The organism is Actinophytocola sp., from assembly GCF_049647105.1.
GTDB lineage: Bacteria > Actinomycetota > Actinomycetes > Mycobacteriales > Pseudonocardiaceae > Actinophytocola.
In genome coordinates, this window is sequence record NZ_JBARWZ010000252.1 from 20,388 (window position 1) to 39,870 (window position 19,483).

At 68.6% G+C, this 19,483-nt stretch carries 17 protein-coding genes, 2 tRNA genes and 1 pseudogene; 15 read left to right on the top strand and 5 right to left on the bottom strand.

What is annotated here, in order from left to right:
• From yidD to rpmH, 3 genes are read right to left on the bottom strand one after another with little or no spacing between them, the layout of a single operon-like run.
• Complete coding sequence (yidD, locus tag WBA97_RS29415; RefSeq protein WP_424234206.1) at positions 1–387, bottom strand: membrane protein insertion efficiency factor YidD; 387 nt, start codon at positions 385–387, stop codon at positions 1–3.
• Complete coding sequence (gene rnpA, locus WBA97_RS29420) at positions 384–812, bottom strand: ribonuclease P protein component (protein WP_424234207.1); 429 nt, start codon at positions 810–812, stop codon at positions 384–386. Before rnpA ends, yidD begins: the two co-directional genes overlap by 4 nt.
• Positions 813–814: 2 nt before the next feature.
• Entirely contained in the window at positions 815–952 is a 138-nt protein-coding gene (gene rpmH, locus WBA97_RS29425) for a 50S ribosomal protein L34 (RefSeq protein WP_184810885.1), read from the bottom strand.
• A gap of 427 nt (positions 953–1,379) precedes the next feature.
• Between rpmH and dnaA the strand changes: the two genes are divergently transcribed.
• From dnaA to WBA97_RS29485, 12 genes and pseudogenes are all read left to right on the top strand, one after another.
• Positions 1,380–3,047, top strand: coding sequence for a chromosomal replication initiator protein DnaA (gene dnaA / locus WBA97_RS29430; RefSeq protein ID WP_424234208.1), 1,668 nt, complete (start codon positions 1,380–1,382; stop codon positions 3,045–3,047).
• A gap of 562 nt (positions 3,048–3,609) precedes the next feature.
• Entirely contained in the window at positions 3,610–4,743 is a 1,134-nt protein-coding gene (gene dnaN / locus WBA97_RS29435; RefSeq protein ID WP_424234209.1) for a DNA polymerase III subunit beta, read from the top strand.
• Between the two features lie 32 nt (positions 4,744–4,775).
• A complete protein-coding gene (gene gnd / locus WBA97_RS29440; RefSeq protein WP_424234210.1) occupies positions 4,776–5,690 on the top strand; it encodes a phosphogluconate dehydrogenase (NAD(+)-dependent, decarboxylating) in 915 nt (304 codons plus the stop codon).
• Between the two features lie 94 nt (positions 5,691–5,784).
• The gene (recF, locus tag WBA97_RS29445; protein WP_424234211.1) at positions 5,785–6,930 is read left to right on the top strand and encodes a DNA replication/repair protein RecF; all 1,146 of its coding nucleotides are present in this window, start codon (positions 5,785–5,787) and stop codon (positions 6,928–6,930) included.
• Between the two features lie 193 nt (positions 6,931–7,123).
• On the top strand, positions 7,124–7,627 hold the full coding sequence (locus WBA97_RS29450) for a DciA family protein (RefSeq protein WP_424234212.1): 504 nt from the start codon (positions 7,124–7,126) through the stop codon (positions 7,625–7,627).
• 196 nt (positions 7,628–7,823) lie between these two features.
• Entirely contained in the window at positions 7,824–9,791 is a 1,968-nt protein-coding gene (gene gyrB, locus WBA97_RS29455; RefSeq protein ID WP_424234213.1) for a DNA topoisomerase (ATP-hydrolyzing) subunit B, read from the top strand.
• Between the two features lie 33 nt (positions 9,792–9,824).
• Positions 9,825–12,410, top strand: coding sequence for a DNA gyrase subunit A (gyrA, locus tag WBA97_RS29460; protein ID WP_424234214.1), 2,586 nt, complete (start codon positions 9,825–9,827; stop codon positions 12,408–12,410).
• 234 nt (positions 12,411–12,644) lie between these two features.
• Entirely contained in the window at positions 12,645–13,379 is a 735-nt protein-coding gene (locus tag WBA97_RS29465) for a DUF3566 domain-containing protein (protein ID WP_424234223.1), read from the top strand.
• Positions 13,380–13,429: 50 nt separating this feature from the next.
• Positions 13,430–13,503, top strand: a tRNA-Ile gene (locus WBA97_RS29470).
• 505 nt (positions 13,504–14,008) lie between these two features.
• A pseudogene (locus WBA97_RS29475) lies at positions 14,009–14,119 on the top strand (DLW-39 family protein); the annotation flags it as partial.
• 66 nt (positions 14,120–14,185) lie between these two features.
• A tRNA-Ala gene (locus WBA97_RS29480) sits at positions 14,186–14,258 on the top strand.
• Between the two features lie 123 nt (positions 14,259–14,381).
• The gene (locus WBA97_RS29485; protein ID WP_424234215.1) at positions 14,382–15,674 is read left to right on the top strand and encodes a ferredoxin reductase family protein; all 1,293 of its coding nucleotides are present in this window, start codon (positions 14,382–14,384) and stop codon (positions 15,672–15,674) included.
• A gap of 3 nt (positions 15,675–15,677) precedes the next feature.
• Here the strand turns inward: WBA97_RS29485 and WBA97_RS29490 are convergent, their stop codons facing one another.
• Positions 15,678–16,223, bottom strand: coding sequence for a DUF6506 family protein (locus WBA97_RS29490; RefSeq protein ID WP_424234216.1), 546 nt, complete (start codon positions 16,221–16,223; stop codon positions 15,678–15,680).
• A 125-nt stretch (positions 16,224–16,348) separates the two neighbouring features.
• On the opposite strand from WBA97_RS29490, the gene WBA97_RS29495 reads away from it, so the two are divergent.
• Positions 16,349–16,879 (top strand): DUF2020 domain-containing protein, encoded by a 531-nt coding sequence (locus tag WBA97_RS29495; RefSeq protein ID WP_424234217.1) that lies wholly within the window; start codon positions 16,349–16,351, stop codon positions 16,877–16,879.
• A 69-nt stretch (positions 16,880–16,948) separates the two neighbouring features.
• Here the strand turns inward: WBA97_RS29495 and WBA97_RS29500 are convergent, their stop codons facing one another.
• The gene (locus WBA97_RS29500; RefSeq protein ID WP_424234218.1) at positions 16,949–17,635 is read right to left on the bottom strand and encodes a hypothetical protein; all 687 of its coding nucleotides are present in this window, start codon (positions 17,633–17,635) and stop codon (positions 16,949–16,951) included.
• 82 nt (positions 17,636–17,717) lie between these two features.
• Here WBA97_RS29500 and WBA97_RS29505 point away from each other — a divergent pair, with 82 nt between their 5' ends.
• Together WBA97_RS29505 and WBA97_RS29510 are read left to right on the top strand one after the other, a co-directional pair.
• On the top strand, positions 17,718–18,275 hold the full coding sequence (locus tag WBA97_RS29505; RefSeq protein ID WP_424234219.1) for a peptidylprolyl isomerase: 558 nt from the start codon (positions 17,718–17,720) through the stop codon (positions 18,273–18,275).
• Entirely contained in the window at positions 18,276–19,199 is a 924-nt protein-coding gene (locus WBA97_RS29510; protein ID WP_424234220.1) for a rhomboid family intramembrane serine protease, read from the top strand. It abuts the gene before it with no gap.
• The last annotated feature ends 284 nt before the right edge of the window (positions 19,200–19,483 follow it).

Sequence of the window (19,483 nt, forward strand, 5' to 3'; positions counted from 1 at the left end):
CTACTCCTTGGCGGCAGAGTGGTGTTCCTGGCCGGCCTGGACCGGCTCCAAAAGGTCTTCGTTCGCGGAGCGAACCGTCGAGTGCGTCGCGGAGCGAACCGTCGAGCTTGCGGCGCGAACCACCGGCACCGGGTCGTATCCACCGGGGTGCCACGGCCCGCAACGCAGAAGCCTGCGCACGGCGAGCCAGGAACCGCGGAGCGCGCCGTGGGTCGAGAGCGCCTCGACGGCGTACGCGCTACAGCTCGGCTCGAACCGGCAACTGGGGGGAAGCACCGGCGAGATCCATCGCCGGTAGAAGTTGACCGGCACCAGCAGCACCCGCGCCACCGGACCGGGCCGCCGCACCTGGGCGGTCTGGTCCTCGGTGTCGTGCGTGGTGGTCACTGGGCACCGCCGGTCTCGGTGTCTTTGTCGCTCTGTTCGCGGCCTAGGCGCAGCCGCCGGAAGGCGGCGTCGATGTCGCTGCCGAGGTCGGCGCTCGCCGCCGAGGCGGCGGACGGCAACGCCCGCACCACCAACGTGCAACCAGTACGAACGGTTCCCAACCGGTCGCGCATGACGTGCCGAAGGCGGCGGGCGACCCGGTGACGAACCACCGCGTTGCCCACCGCCTTGCTGACCACGAACCCGACCCGGGGCACCGCACCGGCGTCGGTCATCGCTGGATCGACCTTGGGCGCGCCGAAGCCGGCGACCTCCTCGGCCGTGATGGCGTGCACGACGAGCCTGGGACGCCCAGCTCGGCGGCCCTTCCTGGTCACGAGCCGAAAGTTGTCGCTACCGGTCAGCCGACTGGGCGCGGGAAGCAAGCTCAGGCAGACAGGCTCTTGCGACCCTTGCGACGACGAGCCGCGAGGATCGCACGGCCGGCACGGGTGCGCATGCGCAGACGGAACCCGTGGGTCCGCGCACGGCGGCGGTTGTTCGGCTGGAAAGTACGCTTGCTCACGGCTGAATCTCCCGATACTGGCTCGTCAAAGTACGTCTGTCCCCGTCGCGGCCTGACGGCGCGCAGGACTCACCCACAACTGACGGGAGACCTTCACAGAGTACGGTACGCCGGGCGGTCCGACTCAGGGGGTGGCGAGACCCGCTCGACGACACGCCGCGCACGTTGGGTGCTTGCCTCCGAACATGCCTTGTGGCATGGCCCGGGGCTTGTTAGCGTGCGTGCTCTTGGTCGGCCAGTCGGGAGTGGGAGCCCACTGCGCCGCAGATGTACGGCAGGCCCTCCTGCGGGTTCCGCTGCGGTTCGCCGTACCTTCGTGCACAGTTGTGGACAACTTGTGGATGCCGCTCGTACCCCGGGTCGCGTCCGCCACGACTGAGGGGTCGCAGTGATGGTGCATGGCCGGCGAGGGGAGGGGAGCTCGTAGGTGTCCGAGCAGCAGATGAACCTGAGTGTGGTGTGGGAGCAAGTCGTGCGGGAGTTGTCCGCAGGCACGCTCTCCCCGCAGCAGCGAGCATGGATGCGGGTGACCCGGCCCATCGGCTTGCTGGACGGCACCGCTCTGCTCGCCGCACCGAGCGACTTCGCCAAGGACGCGATCGAACGAGCGCTCCGCGACCCGATCACCGATGCGCTGTCACGCAGGCTCGGCCGCGCCGTCTCGCTGGCCGTGAAGGTCGACCCGGTCGGCAGCCAGCCCATCCCGCCGCCGGTCGTCGTGACTCCGGTCCCCACCCCGCCACGCGGCACGCACGCACCGCCGCCCCCCATGCCACAGATGCCGAGGCCCCCCCAGCCACGGCCGGGCACCCCGCGCCCCGGCGTCGGTTCGCTCGTCGAGCAGACGCTGGTGATGGCGCCCATCAGTGCAGTGGACAGTAATAACACTGAGAAGCCTCCTGGCTCCGCCGACAACGGCGTCCTGGACAACAGCGACAACGACGAGGTCGACGAGGTCGGCGACGCGCTCGCCACCGTCCACGAGATCTGGCCGCCGTACTCCGGGCAGCCACCGGCGAGCGGTCAGCCGTTCACCGCGCCCGCACAGCCGCAGACCTCCAAGACCAGGCTCAACGAGAAGTACACGTTCGACACGTTCGTCATCGGCGCGTCGAACCGGTTCGCGCACGCGGCAGCGGTCGCGGTCGCGGAGGCACCGGCCCGCGCGTACAACCCGTTGTTCATCTGGGGCGAGTCCGGCCTCGGCAAGACCCACCTGCTGCACGCGGTCGGCCACTACGCGCAGCGGCTGTTCCCCGGCATGCGCGTGCGGTACGTGTCGACCGAGGAGTTCACGAACGACTTCATCAACTCGCTGCGCGACGACCGCAAGGTCGCGTTCCAGCGGCGGTACCGCGACATCGACGTGTTGCTGGTGGACGACATCCAGTTCCTGGAGGGCAAGGAAGGCACCCAGGAGGAGTTCTTCCATACCTTCAACACACTCCACAACGCGAACAAGCAGATCGTCGTGTCGTCCGACCGGCCACCCAAGCGACTGGAGACCCTGGAGGACCGGCTGCGCACGCGGTTCGAGTGGGGTCTGATCACCGACATCCAGCCGCCCGAGCTGGAGACGCGCATCGCGATCCTCCGCAAGAAGGCGGCGCAGGACCGGCTGCCCGCACCCGCCGAGGTACTCGAGTTCATCGCGGCACGCATCGAGCACAACATCCGCGAGCTGGAGGGCGCGCTCATCCGCGTCACCGCGTTCGCGTCGCTGAACCAGCAGCCGGTCGACGTGGGTCTCGCGGAGATCGTGCTGCGGGACCTGATCCCCGACTCGCAGGTGCCGGAGATCAGCGCCTCGACGATCATGGCCGTGACGGCCGAGTACTTCAGCGTCTCCCTCGACGACCTGTGCGGCCCCGGCAAGACGAAGGCGCTCGCGGGCGCCCGGCAGATCTCCATGTATCTGTGCCGGGAGCTGACCGACCTGTCGCTGCCGAGGATCGGCCAGACGTTCGGCGGCCGCGACCACACCACCGTCATGCACGCGGACAAGAAGATCCGCAAGGAGATGGCCGAGCGGCGGCGCGTGTACGACCAGGTCCAGGAACTGACCTCGCGTATCAAGCAACGCGCCAGGGGCTAGTACCGAACTTCCTTGTGAGGACACGACCTGCACGATCTGGTCATGTCCTCGGTCTGTGGTCTCCGTCGCACTCCCGACCGCTGTCACCCGGAAAGGGGATTCATGGCCATCCCCACCCCTGTGCATCACCTGGGGGCAGACCGGGTCGCGCCTGGGGAGCGGTCTGTGGACAACTGTGGAGCACCTGTGGAAGAACCTTGCACAGGCTGGAGTTGTCCACGGGGGCCCCGAGTTGTCCACCGGTTGCACCCAGGCTCTACCCACAGGCGTCGATACGTCGCGACGTGCGGGTATGAGGTCTATCCACACAATCCACAGGACCTATTACTACGACTGTCTTTTTCTCTAAGAGTTATTAACAAAGAAAAACAGGGGCCGTGAGTTCGCGAGCGAGCGCCGCCTCTCGGAGGCACTCGGACGGCAGGGCCCGGGTGGAGCGTTCGATCCGCACGCTCTACGGTGGCGAGACACGTCTGGTGCTTTGCGGAGCCTGTGGCGCAAACATCGTGATTGCTCGAGGCGGCCCGCTCATCCACGCCCCTCGTGTCTGGAAAGGACTCTCATGAAGATCCGCGTCGAGCGCGACGGCCTCGCCGACGCTGTCGCCTGGGTCGCCCGCTCGCTGCCGACCCGGCCGCCAGTTCCCGTTCTCGGCGGGATCCTGCTGGACGCGAGCGGTTCCGACGGTCTGACGATCTCCGGGTTCGACTACGAGGTCTCGGCGACGGTGGGGGTCCCCGCGACGATCGCGGACGGCGGCCGCACGCTGGTGTCCGGCAGGCTGCTGGCCGACATCACGAAATCCCTTCCCGCACAACCGGTCGAGATCCTCGTCGACGGCGCCCGGGTCTCGATCGCCTGTGGCAGCGCGAAGTTCTCGCTCCCGACGATGCCGGTGGAGGACTACCCGCAGCTTCCGGCCATGCCGCCGCACGCGGGTCAGGTCGCCGGTGAGGTGTTCGGGCTCGCCGTCAGCCAGGTCGCGGTCGCGGCGGGCAAGGACGACACGCTCCCGATGCTGACCGGCGTCCGCGTGGAGATCGCGGGCGACAAGCTGACCCTCGTCGCGACCGACCGCTTCCGCCTGGCGATGCGCGAGTTCGCGTGGCAGCCCGGCGAGAACCTCGCGGACGCCGGCGAGCTCGCGGTGCTCGTCCCGGCGCGCACCCTGGCCGACGCGGCGAAGGCGCTCGGCACGTCCGGCAAGACGGTCGAGCTGGCGCTGTCCCCGAGCGACGGCCTCGTCGGCCTGTCCGGCGCGGGCCGCCGCACCACGAGCAGGCTCCTCGACACGGAGTTCCCGCGCTACCGCCAGCTGCTCCCGTCCGAGCAGACCGCGGCCGCGATCATCGACGTCGGCCCGCTCGTCGAGGCGATCAAGCGCGTGTCGCTCGTCGCGGAGCGCGGCACCCAGGTCCGGCTCGAGTTCGCCGATGGCGGGCTGCGCCTGTCCGCGGGCGGCGACGACGAGGGCTCCGCGGAGGAAGAGCTGGCGGTCGAGTACACCGGCGAACCGGTGACGATCGCGTTCAACCCGGGCTTCCTCCAGGAGGGGCTCGGCGCGCTGCACGCCGACCGTGCCGAGTTGTCCTTCACCACCCCCAGCCGGCCTGCGCTGATCAAGCCGGTCGGCGAGGATGGCACCGTCACCCCGGGCTACCTGCACCTGCTGATGCCGGTGCGGCTGCCCGGCTGACCGGGTTTCCAGTTTCAGGAGGGACAAGTCCAATGCAGCTCGGTCTCGTCGGTCTCGGCCGGATGGGCTTCAACATGCGCGAGCGGTTGCGCGCGGCCGGTCACGAGGTGGTCGGCTTCGACCGCAACGCGGACGTGAGCGACTCGTCGTCGCTGGCCGAGATGGTGTCGAAGCTGTCGGAGCCGCGCGCGGTCTGGGTGATGGTGCCCGCCGGCGAGCCGACCAGGCAGACGATCGCCGAACTCGGTGACCTGCTCGCCGAGGGCGACATCGTGATCGACGGCGGCAACTCCCGCTTCTCCGACGACACGCGCAACTCCGCGCTGCTCGCGGAGAAGGGCATCGCCTACCTCGACTGCGGGGTGTCCGGTGGCGTGTGGGGCAAGGACAACGGCTACGGCCTGATGGTCGGTGGCGCCGCGGCCGACGTCGAGCGCGTGATGCCGGTCTTCGACGCGCTCCGCCCGGACGGTCCGCGCGAGGAGGGCTTCGCGCACGCGGGTGCCGTCGGTGCGGGGCATTACGCGAAAATGATTCACAACGGCATCGAGTACGGCCTGATGCAGGCGTACGCCGAGGGCTTCGAGCTGCTGGAGGCGGCGGAGGTCATCGAGGACGTGCCCGCGACGATCAAGGCGTGGCAGCGCGGCACGGTCGTCCGGTCCTGGCTGCTCGACCTGCTCGTGCGTGCGCTCGACTCGGACCCTGAGCTCGACGACCTTCGCGGTTACGTCGAGGACTCGGGCGAGGGCCGGTGGACCGTCGAGGAGGCGATCAACCTCGCCGTGCCAGCGCCGGTGATCTCGGCCGCGCTGTTCGCCAGGTTCCGCTCGAGGCAGGACGACTCGCCCGCGATGCGTGCGGTGGCGTCGCTGCGCAACCAGTTCGGCGGGCACGCGGTGCAGTCCGCGGGGCCGACGTCGGGCGCGGGCAGTACGCAAGCCTGAGGTGTCTGAGCGGAGCTTGCGGAGCGAGCATCGCCTCTGAGCGGAGCTTGCGGAGCGAACATCAGCTGAGTGCGGAGCTTGCGGAGCGAACACTGTGTACGTCCGGCACTTACAGGTCACCGACTTCCGCTCGTGGGAGCACGCCGACCTGGAACTCGAACCGGGACCGACGGTGCTCGTCGGGCAGAACGGGCAGGGCAAGACCAACCTCGTCGAGGCACTCGGGTACGCGGCCACGCTCGGCTCGCACCGGGTGGCCAGCGACGCCCCGCTGATCCGGCACGGCTGCGCCCGCGCGATCGTGCGGACCGCGATCGTCAACGAAGGCCGCGAGCTGACGATCGAGCTGGAGATCACCGCGGGCAAGGCGAACCGCGCGCGGGTGAACCGGGGGCCGGTGCCAAGGACCAGGGACGTGCTGGGGATTCTGCGCACGGTGCTGTTCGCGCCGGAGGACCTGGCGCTCGTGCGGGGCGACCCTGGTGAGCGACGCCGGTTCCTCGACGACCTGCTGGTGCTGCGCACGCCGCGCTACGCCGGGGTCCGCGCGGACTACGACCGGGTGCTGCGACAGCGGAACGCGCTGCTGAAATCGTCCGGCCACGCCCGCCGCGCGGGGTCGAAGGGGGATATCGGCACGCTCGACGTGTGGGACGGGCACCTCGCCCGGCACGGCGCCGAGCTGCTCGCGGCCCGGCTGGACCTGGTCGCGGACCTCGCGCCGCACCTCACGGCCGCGTACGCGGGGGTCGCACCGGAGTCGCGGCCCGCGACGATCCGGTACCGGTCGGGGATCGCGGACACGTTCCCCTCGGAGTACGGCACGACCGGGCGCGCGGACATGGAGGTACTGACCGACGCGCTGCTCGCGGCGATGGTCGCGCGCCGGGACCAGGAGCTGGACCGGGGCGTGAGCCTCGTCGGCCCGCACCGCGACGAGCTGGAGCTGACGCTCGACCTGTTCCCGGCGAAGGGGTACGCGTCGCACGGCGAGTCATGGTCGTTCGCGCTCGCGCTGCGGCTCGCGTCCTATGAGCTGCTGCGCGAGGACGGCAGCGAACCGGTGCTCGTGCTCGACGACGTGTTCGCGGAGCTGGATCGGCGCAGACGGGAACGACTCGCCGAGGTGTCGGTCGCGGCGGAGCAGGTGCTCGTGACCGCCGCCGTGCCGGAGGACGTCCCAGGCGAGCTGAAGGGCGCCCGCTACCTTGTCTCCGACGGGGAGGTCCGCCGTGAATGACCACCAGCGAGTGACCGCGCGTGGTGTGACTGGTCCCACATCTGGGGACAAACCTGTGGATAGTGTGGATAAAGCTGACGCTCGGCGTCCTGCGGAGACCCCCGGGCGGGGGAAAACAGGCGATCTGACCACCCCAAAGGGTGTTGAGGGCGGCGACGCCACACGATCTACCACGGACAGTGACTACCCACAGTTGCGTGGTTCGGACCTCGCGCGTGCCGCGCTGGCCGCCGCGCGGGAGGCGTCCGGCAGCCAGGAGGCCAAGAAGAAGAAGTTCGTGCGGCGCGGCGCGGGCGCGGTCGACCGGCGGCGGCGCCGGTGGTCCGGCGCGGGGGCGGACGAGCGCGACCCGCAGCCGCTCGGCCGCGTCGCGTCTCGCATCGCGCTCGAACGCGGCTGGTCGTCCCGGCTCACCACGGGCAGGCTGTTCGACCGGTGGAGTCAGATCGTCGGCGAGGACGTCGCCGAGCACGCGCAGCCCGTCGAGCTGAAGGAGGGCGAGCTGACCGTGCGGGCGGACTCGACGGCGTGGGCCACCCAGCTGCGCCTTCTCCAGAAGCAGCTGCTGGTCAAGATCGCCGCCGGCGTCGGTCACGGCGTGGTCAAACGGCTGAAAGTGCTGGGTCCGACCGCTCCGAGCTGGCGGTTCGGAACACGTCACGTGCGTGGTCGAGGCCCCCGCGACACCTACGGGTGACCCCGGTCGGCGCTATCGGGCCGGAAGGTGTGAAATCCGCCTTGTAGGACCCAGGCAGGCGTACGGGGTCGGACGAGAGCCCCCTCGGGCGTCTGTGACGGAGCTAGGGGTGTGTTCGCGCCCTTCTGCGGGCGCGCACCAGTATCATGAGACAGGCGATTGGTTAGGCCCTTTCTGGACAGGAGACACCCCGCCCGTGGCGACTAGCAACCATGAATACAACGCGTCCTCCATCACGGTCCTGGAAGGCCTCGAAGCCGTTCGCAAGCGGCCCGGCATGTACATCGGGTCGACCGGCGAGCGCGGTCTCCACCACCTGATCCAGGAGGTCGTCGACAACTCGGTCGACGAGGCGATGGCCGGGTACGCCACGAAGATCGAGGTCACGCTGCTGGCGGACGGCGGCGTCCGGGTCGTGGACGACGGCCGCGGCATCCCGGTCGAGATGCACCCCGTGCACGGCAAGCCGACCATCGAGATCGTCATGACCCAGCTGCACGCGGGCGGCAAGTTCGACAGTGACAGCTACGCGGTCTCCGGCGGTCTGCACGGTGTTGGCATCTCGGTGGTCAACGCGCTGTCCACCAAGGTCGATCTCGAGGTGCACTACCGGGGCACGATCTGGCGCCAGCACTACGAGCGCTCCGAGCCCGGCCCGCTCACCGAGCACGGCGCGACCGATACCACCGGCACGACGGTCACCTTCTGGGCCGACGATGAGATCTTCGAGACCACCACGTACAACGCCGAGACCATCGCGCGCCGCCTCCAGGAGATGGCGTTCCTCAACAAGGGCCTGTCCATCACGCTGCGGGACGAGCGCGTGACCGAGGAGGAGACCCACGAGGACGCCGACGGCCAGGCCGCGCGGGTCAAGGAGCGCACCTACCACTACCCGGGCGGGCTCGAGGACTTCGTCAAGCACATCAACCACACGCGCGAGGCGATCCACAACAGCGTGATCGGGTTCGAGGCCAAGGGCGACGGCCTCGAGGTCGAGGTGGCGATGCAGTGGAACACCGGCTACAGCGAGTCGGTCTACACGTTCGCCAACACGATCAACACGGCCGAGGGTGGCACCCACGAGGAGGGCTTCCGCGCCGCACTGACCCGCGTGGTCAACGTGTACGCGCGCGACAAGAAGCTGCTCAAGGAGAAGGACACCAACCTCACCGGCGACGACATCCGCGAGGGCCTCGCCGCGATCATCTCGATCAAGCTGGCCGAGCCGCAGTTCGAGGGGCAGACCAAGCAGAAGCTCGGCAACACCGAGGCGAAGACGTTCGTGCAGACGACCTGCAACGAGCTGCTCGCCGACTGGTTCGAGCGCAACCCCGCCGACGCGCGGACCATCGTCACGAAGTCGGTGTCGTCGGCGCAGGCCCGGATGGCGGCCCGTAAGGCGAGGGAACTCGTTCGCCGCAAGGGCGCGCTCGACATCGGCGGCCTGCCGGGCAAGCTGAAGGACTGCCGCTCCACCAACCCGGAGGAGTGCGAGCTGTACATCGTGGAGGGCGACTCCGCTGGCGGCTCCGCGAAGGAGGGCCGCGAGTCGCGGTTCCAGGCGATCCTCCCGATCCGTGGCAAGATCATCAACGTGGAGAAGGCCCGCATCGACCGGGTCCTCAAGAACACCGAGGTCCAGAGCCTGATCACCGCGCTCGGCACGGGCATCCACGAGGACTTCGACGTGTCGAAGCTGCGGTACCACAAGATCGTGCTGATGGCGGACGCCGACGTCGACGGCCAGCACATCCGCACCCTGCTGCTGACGCTGCTGTTCCGCTTCATGCGCCCGCTGGTCGAGCACGGGTACGTGTACCTGGCGCAGCCCCCGCTGTACAAGATCAAGTGGCAGCGCACGGAGCCGGAGTTCGCCTACTCCGACCGCGAGCGGGACGGCCTGATGAGCGCGGGCCTCGCGGCCGGTAAGAAGATCAACAAGGACGACGGCATCCAGCGGTACAAGGGTCTCGGCGAGATGAACGCCGACGAGCTGTGGGAGACCACCATGGACCCGGCCTACCGCCTCCTGCTGCAGGTCACCCTGGACGACGCCGCCACGGCGGACGAGCTGTTCAGCGTGCTGATGGGCGAGGACGTCGAGGCCCGCCGCTCGTTCATCACCCGCAACGCCAAGGACGTCCGCTTCCTCGACGTGTAGTCGAGGAACGCGTGTGAAAGGAACCCCTGTTTCGTGACCGAGACCTTGCCACCAGGGCCGCCAGAAAACGACCGCGTCGAGCCGGTCGACATCCAGCACGAGATGCAGCGCTCCTACATCGACTACGCGATGTCCGTCATCGTCAGCCGGGCGCTGCCGGATGTCCGCGACGGCCTCAAGCCCGTGCACCGCCGCGTCCTGTACTCGATGTACGACACCGGCCTGCGGCCAGAGCGCAGCCACGTCAAGTGCTCGCGCATCGTCGGCGACGTCATGGGTAACTACCACCCGCACGGCGACTCGGCGATCTACGACGCGCTCGTCCGGCTCGCCCAGCCGTGGTCGATGCGGTACCCGCTGATCGACGGCCAGGGCAACTTCGGCTCGCCGGGCAACGACCCGCAGGCCGCCATGCGGTACACCGAAGCACGCATGACGCCGCTCGCCATGGCGATGCTGCAGGACATCACCGAGGAGACCGTCGACTTCTCGGACAACTACGACGGCAAGACGCAGGAACCGGACGTCCTCCCGTCGCGCATCCCGAACCTGCTCGTCAACGGCAGCAACGGCATCGCGGTCGGCATGGCGACCAACATCCCACCGCACAACCTGCGCGAGGTCGCGTCCGGTGTCGTGTGGGCGCTGGAGAACTGGGACGCGTCCGACGACGAGACCCTCGCCGCCATGATGCTGCGGATCAAGGGCCCTGACTTCCCGACGCGCGGCCTGATCCTGGGCACGCAGGGCATCGAGGACGCCTACCGCACCGGCCGAGGCTCGGTCCGGATGCGCGCGGTCGTCGAGGTCGACGAGGACGCCAAGGGCCGGACGATCCTCATCGTCACCGAACTGCCGTACCAGGTGAACCCGGACAACCTGATCGAGAACATCGCGGCGCTCGTGCGTGACGGCAAGGTCGGCGGCATCGCCAACGTCGACGACGAGTCGAGCAAGCGCGCGGGGATGCGGATCGTCATCACGCTCAAGCGCGACGCGGTCGCGAAGGTCGTGCTGAACAACCTGTACAAGCACACCCAGCTCCAGCACAACTTCGGCGTGAACATGCTGTCGCTGGTCGACGGCGTGCCGCGCACGCTGCGCCTCGACCAGATGATCCGGCACTACGTGCGGCACCAGGTCGAGGTCATCGTCCGGCGCACCCGCTACCGGCTGCGCAAGGCCGAGGAGCGGGCCCACATCCTGCGTGGTCTGGTCAAGGCGCTCGACGCGCTCGACGAGGTCATCGCGCTGATCCGCCGCTCGCCGACGGTGGACGAGGCCCGCACCGGCCTGATCTCGCTGCTCGCGATCGACGAGATCCAGGCCAACGCGATCCTCGAGATGCAGCTGCGCCGCCTCGCCGCCCTCGAGCGGCAGAAGATCGTCGACGAGCTGTCCGACATCGAGGCGGTCATCGCCGACCTGCAGGACATCCTCGCCAGCCCGGAGCGCCAGCGTTCGATCGTGCGCGACGAGATGATGGAGATCGTCGACAAGCACGGCGACGACCGGCGCACCCAGATCATCCCGTTCGACGGCGACGTCTCGGTCGAGGACCTGATCGCGGTCGAGGACGTCGTCGTCACGATCACGCGGACGGGCTACGCGAAGCGCACCAAGACCGACCTGTACCGCGCGCAGAAACGCGGCGGCAAGGGTGTGCAGGGCGCGGGCCTCAAGCAGGACGACATCGTGGCGCACTTCTTCGTGTGCTCCACCCACGACTGGATCCTGTTCTTCACCAACAAGGGCCGCGTCTACCGCGCGAAGGCGTACGAGCTGCCGGAGGCCAACCGCAACGCGCGCGGCCAGCACGTCGCGAACCTGCTGGCGTTCCAGCCGGACGAGCAGATCGCCCAGGTCATCGAGATCAAGGACTACCAGGTCGCGCCGTACCTGGTGCTCGCGACCAAGAGCGGCCTGGTGAAGAAGAGCAGACTGTCCGACTTCGACTCGAACCGTGCGGGCGGCCTCATCGGCATCAACCTGCGCGAGGATGACGAACTGGTCGGCGCGGTGCTGTGTGCCGCAGAGGACGACCTGCTCCTCGTGTCCGCTGGCGCCCAGTCCATCCGGTTCCACGCGAGCGACGAGGCACTGCGCCCGATGGGCCGCGCCACGTCCGGCGTACTGGGCATGCGGTTCAAGGAAGGTGACGAGCTGCTCACCCTCGGCGTGGTCCGCGAGGACACGTTCCTGCTGGTCGCGACGAACGGCGGCTACGCGAAGCGCACCCCGATCGAGGACTACCCGCTCCAGGGACGGGGCGGCAAGGGCGTGCTCACCGTTCAGTACGACAGCAAGCGTGGCAGGCTGGTGGGTGCACTCATCGTCGACGTGGACGACGAGGTGTTCGCGATCACCTCCGCGGGCGGGGTCATCAGGACCTCGGCCAGGGAGGTCCGCAAGGCGGGCAGGCAGACGAAGGGGGTGCGTCTCATGAACCTCGGGGACGGCACCACGCTGGTCGCCATCGCCCGCAGCGCGGAGGTCGCCGGCGACAACGGCGACGACAACGGTGACGAATCACCGTCGGAGAGCAACGCAGGTGAGGACCAAGGCGTCATCACCAACACAGCAGAGGACTCGAATGGCGAGACGCCGACCGAGTCGTAGTAGCCGCGAGACACGTAGGGGACCCGCGTGACACCACCCGACAAGCCAGGACGTACTGGCCAGGAAGCGGAGACGGAGCACACGTCCGCCATCGCCACGAGCGGCCAGGCCCAGCAGGTCGACCAGGCCGGTGGGGACCACGAGGGCAGAAACGAGGGTCGGAACGAGGGCCGCAACGAGGGCCGCAACGAGGGCCGCAACGAGGGCAATGGCCACGCGCCTGCCGCGGCACACGTGGCCGGCGCGGAGGACCTCGAACTGAGCCACGGCACGCCGCCGCCGTGGCAGCGCGTGGCCACCGACACGCAGGCCCAGCAGCAGCCGACCCGCCCGGCCGACCCGCCGGGCGAGAAGACGGTGCAGGTCGAACGCCCGGTGGTCACCGGGACGGCGGCCAACCGCCTGTTCGGCGGCGGCGGCATGGAGGCACCGACGGTCAACGTGCCGCACTCGCTGCCCGCCCCACCCCCCACCCCGCCGGGCGGCATCCCGTCCGGCGCCCGCACGACGGTCCACCTGGACGGCAACCCGGCGTCCACCGGACCGCTGCGTGCCGTCGGCACCAGCGCCGCGGCGCCGAGTGCCCTGCGCAGGCCGGGCCGCGGCCCCCGCAGGGCCAACCTGCAGATCAAGCGCTTCGACCCGTGGTCGGTACTCAAGCTGTCGCTCGTGCTCGGCGTCGCACTGTTCTTCGTGTGGCTCGTCGCCGTCGGCATCCTGTACGCCGTCCTCGACGGCATGGGCGTCTGGGACAACCTCAACGGCATCTCCGACGAACTGCTGCAGGGCGGCTCCAACGAGACCGGCACCCCGCTCATCAGCGCGGGCCGCGTGTTCGGCGTCGCCGCGATCGTCGGCGCCGTCAACATCGTGCTGTTCAGCGCACTGTCCACAGTCGGCGCGTTCATCTACAACGTGTCCGCCGACCTGGCAGGCGGCCTGGAGGTAACCCTCGCCGAGCGAGAGTGATACCGGTTTGAGAGCCCCAAAACCCGTGTTGTAATCTTCTCTCGCACCAAGGGCCTATAGCTCAGGCGGTTAGAGCACTTCGCTGATAACGAAGGGGTCGGAGGTTCAAGTCCTCCTAGGCCCACGAACGAACTTGGACGACCCTGCTCGACGCTTTGCGTCTTCGCTGGGTCGTTCGTTCTATGTTGGGGGGCCGAGCCCCCCAAGCCCCCCACGGTGCGGTTGGTTTCTGACCCAGCTTGGTTGGCTTGGTTGGCTTGGTTGGCTTGGTTGGCTTGCTTGGTTGCTTGGTTGCTTGGTTGCTTGGTTGCTTGGCTGCTTGGCTGATCGGCTTTGCTTGGCTGCTTGGCTGCTTGGCTTGCTTTGGTTCGTTGCTTGGCTGATTGGCTTGCTTGGTTTGACCCGCCTGGCTTGCTTGCTTGGTTGACCGCCTGGCTTGACCGCCTGGCTGCTTGGTTTTGGGGTTGTGTTTTTTGGGGTTGTTTTTGTGGTTGGGTGGTTGCTGTCTGTGGCTTCTGGGGGCTCCTCGCTTGGGGAGGCGGTTGTGGCAGACTTGTGGGGTCCCCGGCCGCGAGGATCGCAGGGGTTGCGGTTGGGCTTGATCTTGTTTGCCTAAGGAGGCAATGAACGTGAAGAAGCTTCTCGCTCTTGTGGCTGTCGCTGGCACCGTTCTTTTCGTGGTGCGCCGGAACAAGTCGGCCAAGGCGCAGGACGACCTGTGGCGCGAGGCCACCGCTCCCGCCGGTAAGTAGGGCCTGAGCCGGGCTTCACGGCTTTGTTCGCGCGCAGGCCTCGCCTGCGCACCCGGGGACGTAGCTCAATTGGCAGAGCACTGCCTTTGCAAGGCAGGGGTTAGGGGTTCGATTCCCCTCGTCTCCACGGATTCCGCCGCAGACAGCCGCTGTTGGACGGGACGGCCGGCGCCGGTGACGCTCCGGCCCCACTGAACCCAACCTGTCTCTCCCGCGTGTCTCTGGATGTCACAGGGGACGGGAGTTGGCGATGGTCGCGCAGGCACGGTGGGTTTTGTGGACGTTTGTCGCGGTCAACGTCCTGCTCGTCGAGGTGCTGTTCTTCACAGCGGGTGCGGGCAAGAACAACGTCCTCACCGTCGCCAAGTTCTTCGGCCTGCACGCCGCGCTGCTCCTGATCTTCCAGCTGTTGCTGATCGCGCGGCTGCCATGGCTCGACCGGCGCATCGGGATGGACCGGCTCACCGTGTGGCACCGATGGGTCGGGTTCGGGTTGTTCTGGACGATCCTCACCCACGCGTTCATCGTCGTGCTCGGCTACGCGGTGCTCGACGACGCGTCCATGGGCAGCACGTTCCTCGCGCTCGCCGGGGTGCCCGCGTCGCTGCTCGGCATGTCCTCGGCCGCCATCGTCGTCGTGATCGCCGTGGTGTCCACCCGCGCGGTGCGCAGGCGGTTGCGGTACGAGACCTGGCACGCGCTGCACATGCTGGTGTACCTGGTGCTGGCGTTCGCCTTCGTGCACCAGCTGCTCGAGACGACCACCTTCACGTCATCGGCGCTCGCCTTCGGCTACTGGTGGGCGCTGTGGCTGTTCGCCGTCGGGGCGTTGCTCGCCGGGCGTTTTGTGCTGCCCTTGGTGCGCAACGCCCGCCACCAGTTCCGGGTCGAGGCGGTCGTACCGGAGTCCGACAACGTGGTGTCGGTGTACGTCACCGGCAAGCGGCTCGACCGGCTTCCCGCGCGGGCAGGGCAGTTCTTCGTCTGGCGGTTCCCAGGGCACCACTCCTGGTGGCGCGCCAACCCGTTCTCACTGTCGGCGGCACCGCGTGGCCGTTCGCTTCGGCTGACCGCCAAGGCGGTCGGTGACACCAGCGCCGGGCTGCGGCGGCTCGCCGTCGGCAGTCGCGTCTTTCTCGAAGGCCCCTACGGCGCGTTCACCGCGGCGCACCGGGCCTGTCGTGGCCTGCTCCTGGTCGCGGGTGGCGTCGGCATCACGCCCATCCGCGCGCTCCTCGAAGACGTGACCGGCGACTTCGTCGTCCTCTACCGGGTGCGTGACCAACGGGACGCCGTGCTGCTCGGCGAGGTGCGTTCGCTCGTCGCGTCCAGGGGCGGGCGGCTGCAACTGCTCACCGGCCGCACCGCGGACGGCGCGCGGCCGTTCACCCCGGACGGTCTCCGCGCGCTGGTGCCGGACGTCGCCCAGCGGGACGTGTACGTCTGCGGGCCGACCGCCATGACCTCGGCCGTGCTGGCCAGCCTCAAGACACTCGGTGTGCCGGCACGCCAGGTGCACTCCGAACGCTTCGCACTGGTCTAACGGTCAGTCCGGCGGCAGCGCCGACTCGAAGCGTGCGCGGTAGGCCGCAGCGGCCGGGAGCGACTCGAAGCCGAACAACACCGTCGTCACCGGCACCTCCACCGCCGCGCGCACGGCCGCCGCCGGGACCGGGCCCATGCCACCGCACAGTTCGACCCGGGTCGCACCCTCCGCGACCAGCCTGGCCGCCGTCGCGGGCGCGTCCTGGATCGACGGCACCGCGACCACCGTGGTCGAGCCGAAGCGCCACCGGTGTTTGTCCTCGTCCGCGCCCGGATCCTCGAACAGCACCGCAGCGGCGGGTGTCGGGCCCACATCTCCGGCAAAGCCCACCGGCACCCCGGGGGCCGCTGCCACCACCGCCGCGGCCGCGGCGATGCCAAGGCCGCCGTACAGCTCGATCAGGTCCAGGTCACCCGCCGACCCGACCGCCGCCACCGCCTCGTCCACCGAGGCCACCGGCACGATCACCGTCGAAGACAGGTCGTCCTCGTGGACGACGCGTGCCGCTGGCTCGGACACACGCACCAGGAACAGGTTCCGGAACATCCCAACCCCTTTGGTGTCGAACATGCGGACGGACGGTCGCTTCCCACACAGCGCGACGACTCGACCACTCTTATGGGTACTCTGCTCCACTCGCTCGAGAACCCATGTGGTTGACTCTGCGCCCTATGAAACGCGTTCTTCTGCTTGGCCCCCTGCTGCTGGTCGCGCTTGCCGCGTGCGCGGAGGAGCCTGCCGACGACCCGACCGTGGAGACCGGTCAGACGACCGGGACGAACAGTGCCGCACCGGCGCTGCCGCCGGAACCGGAGCCGACCGTGGACGGGCCGTGCCCGTACCTGGACCAGGCCTACGTCGAGGAGACCAACGGGCAGCGCGTGTCCAAGGTGCAGACCTCGGAGGACGAGCCGCCCGCGTGCTTCTTCTACCGCCCGGACGGGGACGTGCAGCTGAGCGTCCGCGTGTACACCGGGGAGGCGCCGGTCGCGCAGGCGCTGGTGGACGCCGCGGCGCCGGTCGAGAGCTCGAACCCGGCGGAGCTGTCGGGTGGCTGGCAGGGCGGTGCGGAGGCAGGCGAGTCGGGGGCCGTCTACGCGGTCGCCAAGGAGAGCACCGCCGTGGTCGTGTCCACCAACCAGGAGCAGACCATCAAGGCCAAGCAGATCGCGCAGCAGACGATCACCGAGCTCGGGCTGTAGACGCCCGGCCTGGGACAGGCATAGACACGCAGAGGGCCCGCCGGTACGTGACCGGCGGGCCCTCTGTCGTCACCGCTGGTTCTTCGCGGAGGACGACGACTGCTTCTTCTGGCCGTTCAGCTGGCCGTTCGTGGCCGCGTCCGCCTTGTGCTGCCCCGGCGTGGCGGGATCGTCCCTGTGCGGCTCAGGTACGGCGTCCTGCCGTTCCGCTGCCTTGCTGCGCACCACGTACGTGACGCCACTCGCCACGATCACGAGCAGCACCACCTTCGGCCAGCGCCGCTTGGGCTTCGGCTGGTCCGAGAGGGTTTTCCTGGCACGCGACTTGAGCGCCTTCGCCTCAGCCCTGAACTGCGACTTCAGCTTCTTGGTGTCCGCCTTGATCTGCTTGGCGGACTTGCGTGCCCGCTTCGCCGTCTTGCTCTTGGCGGCGTCCTTGCGTGCCTGCTCGGCGGCCTTCGCGAGATCCTTGCGGGTGTGCTTGGCCGTCTTCGCCAGCTTGCGCCGCGCACGACGGGTGGTCTTGGCGACCTCCTGACGTGCGACCTCGGCGCTCTCCGCGATCGCCTCCGCGACCTGGCGAGGCGCGAACCCGCGCTCCGTCAGCTTGCGATCGGCCGCGTGCGCGGCCCGAGACGTTGCCTCCGCACCGGCGACGCCGGCACGTTTCGCGTTGTGACGCGCCGAGCGCCAGCCAGAGCCGACAGCCTTGCCGACCGTCTCTCCGGCCCGGGTCATGGCCTTCACATCGTCCATAGTCTGCTCCAGGGTGGCTTGTCGGACACCCACCATCCTGCCCCTTCCTGACCGATCTCGCTGGTGATGGCACGATGACCGGGTGGCAGACAGCAATGAGTCCCTCGTCGGGGTCAAGGTATCGGCAATCCTGCACACCTCGAAGGGCGACATCCGAGTCAACCTTTTCCCAGATCACGCGCCCAAGACGGTGTCCAACTTCGTCGGGCTGGCGGAAGGCACCAAGGAGTACAGCCCGCGCAACGCCAAGGGCGAGACGTCCGGTCCGTTCTACGACGGCATGATCTTTCACCGGGTCATCGACGGCTTCATGATCCAGACCGGTGACCCGACCGGCACCGGCCGCGGTGGCCCCGGCTACGAGTTCGGCGACGAGTTCACCCCGGAACTACAGTTCAACAAGCCGTACCTGCTCGGCATGGCCAACCCGGGCCGCCGGGACGCGAACGGCTCGCAGTTCTTCGTCACGGTGGCGCCGACGACGTGGCTGAACTTCAAGCACACGATCTTCGGTGAGGTCGCTGACCAGGACTCGCGCAACGTCGTGGACACGATCGCGACCGTGAAGACGGCCCCGCCCGCGGACAAGCCGCTGGAGGACATCGTCGTGGAGCGGATCACCGTCGAACGCGAGAGCTAGGTGCCAGTCAACAGGCAGCAGGACCTGCCGGGCTGTGCAAGACATCCGGACCGGCCGACCGGGCTGCGCTGCGTGCGGTGCGAACGGCCGGCCTGTCCGGACTGCCTGCGGGAGGCCTCCGTCGGCTACCAGTGCGTCGACTGCGTGGCCGAGGGCAACAAGTCGGTCCGCCCTGCGCGGAACACCGGCGGCGCGCGGACCAGGAGCAGTGCGCGCTCGCTGGTCGTCGTGCCGGTGCTCGTCGGCATCAACGTGCTGGTGTTCGCGATCACCGCGCTGCAGGCGGGGAGCATCGTCGAGAACCAGCGTTCCGACCTGTTCGTACAGGGCACGCTGATTCCCGGCGCGGTCGCGGCGGGTGAGTACTGGCGCCTGCTGACGTCCGGGTTCCTGCACTTCGGCAACTACGGCGGTTACGGCCCGGTCCACCTGGTCTTCAACATGTTCGCCCTGTGGGTGATCGGGCGGGACCTCGAGGTGGCACTGGGCAGGGCCAGGTTCCTGGTCGTCTACCTGCTGGCGCTTCTCGGCGGGTCGGCCGCGGTCATGCTGTTCGGTGACCCGATGGGCAGCGTGGCTGGTGCGTCAGGCGCGATCTACGGCCTGTTCGGCGGCATCGCGGTCGTGGTGTTCCGCGCCAAGCTGAACCCCGCGCCGGTGCTGACGCTGCTGGGCATCAACATCTTCCTGAGCATCGCGCTGCCGGGCATCTCGCTGCTCGGCCACCTCGGCGGGCTCGTGATCGGCGCGCTGGCGACGGCCGCGATGGTCTACGCGCCGAGGCAGAACCTCGTGCGGTTCCAGACGGTGGCGTGCGCGGCGATCGCGGTGCTGCTGGTGGCCGTGGTGGTGACGAGCGCGAGCACCATGGGCGTGCACTGCGAGATCACGTCGACGGAGCTGTACAGCTGCTTCCGGGTCTAGTGTCCCGCGCCGGAAATCTGGCACATAATTCGGCGGCCCAGCCTCCCGTTGGCGGCGTTGCCGATCCACCCAAGTACAACCCGGTACGAGGGAGGATCGGCGCCTTGCCAGCAGAAACCTGGATCCACCGACTCACGCACCGAATTTCCACCGCGGGACACTAGTAGTGCTTTGTTATGTCGGCGTGTCGGCTTGATTGTCCTTTGTGGATGGTGGTTGTGTTGCTGGTGTGACTCCTGAGGAGATTGAGTTGGTGCGGCCGCGGTTGGTGGAGTTCACCGCGG